The sequence below is a fragment of the Intrasporangium flavum genome (genome assembly GCF_001956915.1).
GTDB classification, from domain to species: domain Bacteria; phylum Actinomycetota; class Actinomycetes; order Actinomycetales; family Dermatophilaceae; genus Monashia; species Monashia flava.
In genome coordinates, this window is the sequence record NZ_MLJO01000011.1 from 143,657 (window position 1) to 150,246 (window position 6,590).

General features: G+C 72.5%; 6 protein-coding genes. 3 read left to right on the forward strand and 3 right to left on the reverse strand.

Annotated features, from left to right (window positions below; translation table 11 throughout):
- The first annotated feature begins 83 nt into the window (after window positions 1–83).
- On the forward strand, window positions 84–1,115 hold the full coding sequence (locus BIV28_RS09790; protein WP_076261382.1) for a Gfo/Idh/MocA family oxidoreductase: 1,032 nt from the start codon (window positions 84–86) through the stop codon (window positions 1,113–1,115).
- A gap of 53 nt (window positions 1,116–1,168) precedes the next feature.
- On the forward strand, window positions 1,169–1,924 hold the full coding sequence (locus tag BIV28_RS09795; protein ID WP_076261428.1) for a TIM barrel protein: 756 nt from the start codon (window positions 1,169–1,171) through the stop codon (window positions 1,922–1,924).
- 174 nt (window positions 1,925–2,098) lie between these two features.
- Here BIV28_RS09795 and BIV28_RS09800 read toward each other — a convergent pair whose 3' ends face one another.
- Window positions 2,099–3,289, reverse strand: a complete 1,191-nt coding sequence (locus BIV28_RS09800; RefSeq protein WP_076261384.1) for a phytanoyl-CoA dioxygenase family protein — start codon at window positions 3,287–3,289, stop codon at window positions 2,099–2,101.
- Window positions 3,290–3,421: 132 nt separating this feature from the next.
- On the opposite strand from BIV28_RS09800, the gene BIV28_RS09805 reads away from it, so the two are divergent.
- Window positions 3,422–4,474 carry a LacI family DNA-binding transcriptional regulator gene (locus tag BIV28_RS09805; RefSeq protein WP_076261430.1) on the forward strand — a complete coding sequence of 351 codons (1,053 nt, stop codon included), beginning with the start codon at window positions 3,422–3,424 and terminating at the stop codon, window positions 4,472–4,474.
- Window positions 4,475–4,493: 19 nt separating this feature from the next.
- Here the strand turns inward: BIV28_RS09805 and BIV28_RS09810 are convergent, their stop codons facing one another.
- Both BIV28_RS09810 and BIV28_RS09815 read right to left on the reverse strand, forming a co-directional pair.
- A complete protein-coding gene (locus tag BIV28_RS09810) occupies window positions 4,494–5,072 on the reverse strand; it encodes an HIT family protein (protein WP_076261386.1) in 579 nt (192 codons plus the stop codon).
- A gap of 103 nt (window positions 5,073–5,175) precedes the next feature.
- Complete coding sequence (locus BIV28_RS09815) at window positions 5,176–5,910, reverse strand: sulfite exporter TauE/SafE family protein (RefSeq protein WP_076261388.1); 735 nt, start codon at window positions 5,908–5,910, stop codon at window positions 5,176–5,178.
- Between the last annotated feature and the right edge of the window lie 680 nt (window positions 5,911–6,590).

The following is a 6,590-nucleotide window of genomic DNA, read 5'->3' on the forward strand; positions in this document are numbered from 1 at the left end:
CGGCCGCGATCTCTTGACGCCGACCGGGGGTCGCCGTCACCATCGAACTAGAGCGCTCTAGTAGAGAAGCAAAGGAGCTCCCCATGACCGCCCCAGACCCCGTCCGCATCGGTCTCATCGGTGCCGGCCGCATCGGCACCCACCACGCCGCCACCCTCGCCCGTCGCATCCCCGAGGCCGAGCTCGTCGCCGTCGCCGACCCGGTCGAGGCGTCCGCCCGCCGCCTCGGCGAGGACCTCGGCGTCGAGTGGCTCACCGACCCCCAGGCCCTCATCGACGACCCCCGTGCCGAGGCCGTCGCCATCACCTGCGCCAGCACGGCCCATGCCGACCTCGTCGTCGCGGCGGCCCGCGCCGGCAAGGCGGTCTTCGTCGAGAAGCCGATGGCGATGACCCTCGCCGACGCCGACCGTGCCATCGCCGCCGTCGCGCGGGCCGGCGTCCCGCTGCAGGTGGGCTTCAACCGCCGTTTCGCCCGCGACTTCGCCGCCGCCCACGACGCCGTGGCCGCCGGACGCGTCGGCACCCCGCAGCTGATGCGGTCCGTCACGCGCGACCCGGGGCTGGCGAACCCCGGCGGGGTGCCGCCGTGGACGATCTTCACCCAGACCCTCATCCACGACTTCGATGCCCTCAACTGGTTCAACGCCGGCGCGCGTGCCGTCGAGGTGAGCGCCATGGCCGACGCCCTCGTGGCCCCTGCCTACAAGGCGGGCGGCCTGCTCGACACCGCCGTCGTGACGGTCCGCTACGACAACGGCGCCATCGGGGTGGCCGAGGCGAGCTTCTCGGCCGCCTACGGCTACGACGTGCGCGGCGAGGTCTTCGGCTCGGCCGGCATGGTGCTGGCCGGCAGCCCCGCGCACCTGACCACGTCGTTGTGGACGGCTGACGGCGTCGCCGTCCCGACGGCCCGCAGGGACACCGACCTGTTCTCCGACGCCTACGCCGCCGAGCTCACCGCGTTCTGCACCGCGGTGCGGTCCGGCGCTCCGACGGTCGTCGGTGGCCACGACGCCCGGGCCGCGCTGCGCATCGCCCTGGCCTGCATCGAGGCCGTCGAGACCGGCGGCACCGTCACCGTGCGCGACGCCGACCGCGAGGTGGTCGCGTGACCGCCCCCACCGGCGTCGCCGGCAGCCCGTTCACCCTGGCCGTCAGCTCGGAGATGGTCTTCCTCGACCTGCCCGTCGTCGAGCGCGTGCGCCGCATCCACGAGCTCGGCTTCGCCGTCGAGATCTGGGACTGGACGCGTCACGACCTCGACGCGCTCGCGGCCCTGCGCGCCGAGGGCGTCGTGTTCTCGTCGATGACCGGCTACGTCCGCGGCCGCCTCGCCGACCGCGACGGGGCCGACGAGCTGCTCGCCACGGCCGCCGAGTCCGTGCCGGTGGCGAGGCGTCTCGGCATCCCGCGGCTCAACCTGCACGGCACCGGTCTCGACGACAAGGGGCTCCCGTTCCAGCCGGCCCACGAGGTGACCGGTGCGATGTGGCTTCAGGCGCGCGACACCCTGGGCCGGGTGGCCGAGCTGGGTGAGCGGGAGGGCGTCCAGTTCGTCCTCGAGAACCTCAACACGGAGGTCGACCACCCCGGCGTGCCGTTCGCCCGGGCTGCCGACTGCCTGGCCCTGGTGGAGGCGGTCGACAGCCCGCACCTGCGGCTCATGCTCGACCTCTACCACGCCCAGATCGGCGAGGGGAACCTCATCGAGCTGTGCCGCCGGGCCCTGCCGTGGGTCGGCGAGATCCAGGTGGCCGACGTGCCCGGGCGGTGCGAGCCAGGCACCGGGGAGATCGCCTACCCCGCGGTGGCCCGGGCGCTCGCCGAGATGGGCTACCGCGGCACCGTCGGCCTCGAGGCCTGGGCGTCGGGAGACCCCGAACTCGCCCTCAAGCGCTTCCGCGACGCCTTCACCCTGTGAGGTCCCGCCCCCTCCGACGCCCGCCTGCCCCGCCGCCCCCCACCCCCACCCCCTCATCGAGTGAGCACTCAGCCCCACCCGCCACATGACGGGTGGGGCAGGAGTGACGACGTGCTCACTCGATGGGAGAGGGGGGTGGAGGGCTGACGGCGGCGGGGGAGGTCGAGCGGGACGTCAGTGGGAGCGGCGGGCGTCGGAGTGGGCGTCGAGGCGACGGTGCAGCTCGGCCGAGTCGACTTGGTCGGCGAGTGCCGAGAGCACGACGTCGGCCTGGCTCGGCGGTGCCATGCCGCCGATCGGCTGGTCGCGGTCGAGGTTGGTCGGGAACGCGTACCCCTCGGCGCTCGCGGCGACGGCGTTGGCCACGGCCGGACCGACGCGTCCACCGCCTGCCGCCGACACCGCTGCGAGGAGCGCGGGGTAGACGGCCTCGACGACGCGCTGCCGGTCGACGGTCTCCATCGCCCGCCCGAACGCCGACGACACCTGCAGCAGGTTGGCCATGCGCCGGATGTCGCTCGAGTGGTTCGTGCCGGCCGCGTGGAAGAGCGCCGGGTCGAAGAAGACGGCGTCGCCCTTGGCGAGCGGCAGCTGCACGTGGTGGCCGACGAAGTACTCCTGGAACTCCGGCCGCTGGTAGGCCACGTAGCCGTGGGCGTACTTCTGGCTGTGCGGCAGGTAGAGCGTCGGGCCCGACTCGACGGGCATGTCGCAGTGGGCCACCGCGCCCTGCAGGGTCAGCACCTGCGACAGCGCGTGCACGTGGGCGGGGTAGCGCGCGCAGACCTCGTCGCTCTGGAAGCCGAGGTGGTAGTCGCGGTGCACCGTCTGCCCGGCGCCGCCGGGGTTGACGACGTTGACCTGCGAGGTCACCTGGTAGCCGGGGCCGAGCCACGCGGTCGCGGCGAGGGCCAGGACGTCGTTGGCGTAGTAGTCGACGAAGGCCTGCGGGTCGGTCACGGCGAGCTTCTCGAGCGCGTTCCAGACGCGGTCGTTGGCGCCAGGCTTGGCGAAGTGGTCACCGGATGCCGTTCCGGCAGAGCGCTGCTCGGCGATCATCGCCTCGAACGCGGCCGTGACCCGGTCGACGACCGACGCCTCGAACGCGCCCTCGACGACGACGATCCCCGGGCCGCCGGAGAGGGCACGGGCGATCTCGGCGAGCACGGCGCGTCGGCCGTCCTCGTCGGTGGTGGCGGCGGCGACGAGCCGGTCGGCGGCGTACACGGGCACCTCGCCCTCGAGCCGCGACGCGTGGGGGTGGTCCTCGAGGCGGGTGTGCTCGTCGAGGACCTCGAGCAGGTCGGCGAGCCGGCAGTCCTCGGGCAGGAGCCAGTGGTGGGTGGGGCGGGCGGTCAGGGTCACGACGTCCTCCTCGACGCGGTGCGGTGCTGCTGGGTGGTCCCTTTCAGGATGGGCCCGACGGGCCGCGACGGGACCGGCCACAACCCCTCAGAAAGCCCTCAGCGCGAGCACGTCGCCGACTACCGTGGCGCCATGGCCAGGACCGCGCCGCGCACCCACCGCGTCCGCGACATCGCGGAGCAGTCGGGCCTGTCCGAGGCCACCGTCGACCGGGTCCTGCACGGCCGCGCCGGAGCGAGCGCGCGGGCCGTGCGCGCCGTCGAGCAGGCGGTGCTCGACCTGGACCGCCAGCAGTCGCAGCTGCGCATCGCCGCGCGGACGCTCGTCGTCGACGTCGTCATGCAGGCGCCCGAACGGTTCTCCTCGGCCGTGCGCCTCGCCCTCGAGGCCGAGCTGCCGGCCGCCCGGCCCGCGGTGGTCCGGGCCCGCTTCGACCTGCGCGAGAACGCCGACCCGGCCGCCGCGGTGGCCTCGCTCGACGCGGTCGGTCGCCGGGGTCGGCTCTCGCACGGCGTGCTGCTCAAGGCCCCCGACCACCCGGACGTCGCCGCGGCGGCCCGCCGCGTCGCGGACCGCGGCATCCCCGTGGTCACCCTCGTCACCGACGTCCACGACTCCGGACGCGTCGCCTACGTCGGCCTCGACAACGCGGCCGCCGGGCGCACCGCGGCCTACCTCGTGGACCACTGGTTGGGGCACTCGCCGGGCACCGTGCTCGTCACGACGAGCGGCTCCGCCTTCTTCGGCGAGCGTGAGCGCATCGACGCCTTCCGCACGCAGCTGTCGCAGGTGGCCCCACGCGTCGGCACCATCCTCGTCACCGACACGGACGGTCTCGACGCGTCGCTCGCCGAGGCGGTCCGCGCGGCCCTGGACACGGATGCGTCGATCCGTGGCGTGTACTCGGTGGGCGGTGGAAACCGAGCCACTGCACAGGAGTTCGAGCGTGCCGGTCGCGAGTGCGGGGTCTTCGTGGCCCACGACCTCGACGCCGACAACGTCGAGCTGCTGCGCACCGGCGTGGTGTCCGTGGTGCTGCACCACGACCTCGGCGCCGACATGCGGCGGGCGCTGCGACAGGTGATGCGGGCCCACCGGCTGGTCCCCGGTGCGCCGACGTCGGTGCCCGCCAACGTCGAGGTGGTGACCCCGTACAACCTCCCGGCGCGCCTGCGTCCGGAGTGACGAGGGGAGGGCGGGACGGTCAGGCGGTGGCCTCCAGGGCGGCGGCGACCCGTTCGGCCGCCTCCCGGAGGATCACGTCGGGGACGTTCGGCAGGACGTCCTCCCAGAGGGGGAGCATCGGACCGCTCGCGTCGAGCATCCCGAGCGGCCGCGGGAGGAACCACACGTGGAAGTGGGCACCGCCGTCGCCCCACCGGTAGAGGTGCACGCGTCCGACGCCGCCGAGGGACAGGATCGCGCGCTCGACCCGGGCCGCGATGAGGCCGAAGCTCGCGGCGGCGGCGTCGGACAGGTCCCGGAAGGAGTCGACGTGCTCGCGGCTCGCCATCCACACCGTCCCGGGCAGGCTGCCTCCGACGGGCGGGTGCAGGGTCCAGTGCCCGTCACTCCAGGCGGCACCCGTCGAGCGGTGCTCGCAGACGCCGCAGGGCTCGCCCCCGGGCTCTCCGCGGCGCGGCGGCTCGGGCACGACGAGCGGGGAGGCCGCGCGAGGCGTCAGGGGCGCAGCCCAGGGAAGGGTGTCGAAGCTCGTCGGGACGACGTCGTCAGCAGAGGTGGGAAGCGGGTAGCGGGTATCGGACCGGGTGTCGGTGCTCATGTCTGCGAGCCTCCGCTTGCGCACCCGTGCGGCGCTTGATCGTTCTCGCCGTCTTGGTCACCTCCTGCGTGTCGACGGCACGAGGGACGACGCGTCGACGGGGTCAGCGCACGACGAGGGCCAGCGCCGACACCACGGTCGCGGCGAGGACGGCCTGGTCGAACCGGGTCTGGCTGAGCCGGCGTGCGGTGTGCAGCCCCACCCAGGCGCCGAGAAGCACGAACGGCGCCAGCGCCAGGGTGCGCCAGAGCGTCCCGGCGGTGAAGAGCCCCAGTCCGATGCTGAACGGCACCTTGCAGAGGTTGACGAGGAAGAAGAAGAGCGCGCCCGTGCCGAGGAAGCGTCGCTTCTCGACCCCTTGTGCCACGAGGTACAGCGTCATGACCGGGCCGGCGGCGTTGGCCGTCATCGTCGCGAAGCCGGAGGCCAGACCCGTGCCGACCGCAGCGGCGCGGGAGTCGGAGATCCGGCTGGTGTCGGGGTTGCGCCACACGAGCGCGAGCTGCACGACGGCGAACACGAGCAGGAGCACCCCGATGCTGCGCCGCAGGGTCACGTCGTCGACCCACGCCAGGAAGAGCGCCCCGAGGGCGAGGCCCGGCAGGACAGCCGGGACGAGCCGACGCAGCAGGGCGAGGTCGGCGTCGCGGCGGTAGTGCCACACCGCGTAGGCGTCACCGACGAGCAGGAGCAGCAGGATGGCCGCCGTGGACTCCCGGGTCGGCATGACGAAGGCGAAGATGGCGATGGAGATGGTGGCGACGCCGCCGATGGCCGTCTTCGCGAAGCCGACGAGCAGCGCGGCGACCGCCAGCAGCAGCAGCGTCGTCAGCGTCATGTCCGGAGAGTAGGGCGGCGCAACGGGGTCGCGACAGCGGTCGTCCGAGGCCCGGATCGTGCTCGGACAGGGCCGTTTTGGCGGTCCGGCCGATCGCCTGTAATGTTCTCTTCGTCAGCCCGACAGGGAGAAACGGACGCCACCGCGATCGACTCGATCGAGAGCGAAGTTGGCCGGTCCCTCGGATGACACCGCACCGGTTCACGGGCCTCCTCACGGAGATCCCAAGAGCCTGTCCCGGCCGGATCGGCCGCCCCTGACACGGTCAGGAGCACTGGTTCGGATGGGGTAAGGTTGCGGAGCCCGCCGAGACCGGCGGACCGACATCTGGTCGCTCTTCACGAGCGGGTCACGGATTTGGTCCGAACGGCGCGGACGGGTAAGTTTGAAGGGTTGCCCCGGAGGCCGGGCCCGCGTTGGTGGGTGTGGTTGATGGTGTGTGTCTGATGCTTGAGAACTCAACAGCGTGTCAAAAATCGATGCCAATACCTCGTCTCGAGGGGCCGGCGTTTGCTTGTCGCACATAGGTGTGGCGGGTGGCTGGTTTCTTGGATGATTATATTTCTTTGGTTGACAACGACGATCAGTATTTTTGCTGGTTGTTCGGCTCAGCCTGGATCATTTTTAACCCCGTTCGCGGGGTTGCCTCGCCTCTCTTTGTGGGGGTGGGGTTGTTGAAC

Bases quoted from the DNA above. Each gene is read 5' to 3' on its own strand.
- BIV28_RS09790 (WP_076261382.1), top strand. From the start codon at position 84: ATGACCGCCCCAGACCCCGTCCGCATCGGTCTCATCGGTGCCGGCCGC.
- BIV28_RS09795 (WP_076261428.1), top strand. From the start codon at position 1,169: ATGGTCTTCCTCGACCTGCCCGTCGTCGAGCGCGTGCGCCGCATCCAC.
- BIV28_RS09805 (WP_076261430.1), top strand. From the start codon at position 3,422: ATGGCCAGGACCGCGCCGCGCACCCACCGCGTCCGCGACATCGCGGAG.
- BIV28_RS09810 (WP_076261386.1), bottom strand. From the start codon at position 5,072: ATGAGCACCGACACCCGGTCCGATACCCGCTACCCGCTTCCCACCTCT.
- BIV28_RS09815 (WP_076261388.1), bottom strand. From the start codon at position 5,910: ATGACGCTGACGACGCTGCTGCTGCTGGCGGTCGCCGCGCTGCTCGTC.